Origin of the sequence: Myxococcus sp. CA033, assembly GCF_013336625.1 — a bacterium.
In the GTDB taxonomy this organism is placed as follows: Bacteria; Myxococcota; Myxococcia; order Myxococcales; family Myxococcaceae; genus Myxococcus; species Myxococcus llanfairpwllgwyngyllgogerychwyrndrobwllllantysiliogogogochensis.
In genome coordinates, this window is record NZ_JABUMU010000102.1 from 1 (window position 1) to 391 (window position 391).

The following is a 391-nucleotide window of genomic DNA, read 5'->3' on the forward strand; positions in this document are numbered from 1 at the left end:
CCTTCGGGAAGGCGGGAAGAAGATGTGGGAGGTGGCGCTGGCGAGCGCGGCCGCCCCCACGTACCTGCCAGCCGTCCAGATTGAAGGGCTCGGCACATACCTGGATGGAGGGCTGTGGGCGAACAATCCCTCAGTGGTGGGGCTCATCGAGGCACGGCGCTACCTGGGAGCGGACTTTCCATCCACGAGGCTCCTCTCGATAGGCACCGGAAGACGGAAGCGACACTTCCGCTACCAGGACATCCGCAATCGAGGACGGCTTCGCTGGGCGCCTGATGTCATCGAGGTCGTCCTCGCCGCCCAGGCAGATGCCGCCCACGAGCAGGCTCGTCTGCTGATTGGTCCGGAGCGATACCTCCGCATCGACGAACCTCTTCCCGGCGACATCGCC

Annotated in this window: 1 protein-coding gene; it reads left to right on the plus strand. The window is 65.5% G+C overall.

Annotated elements, in window-relative coordinates:
• On the plus strand, positions 1-391 hold a 391-nt coding region (locus HUA78_RS45820), incomplete at both ends, for a patatin-like phospholipase family protein (protein ID WP_174479145.1).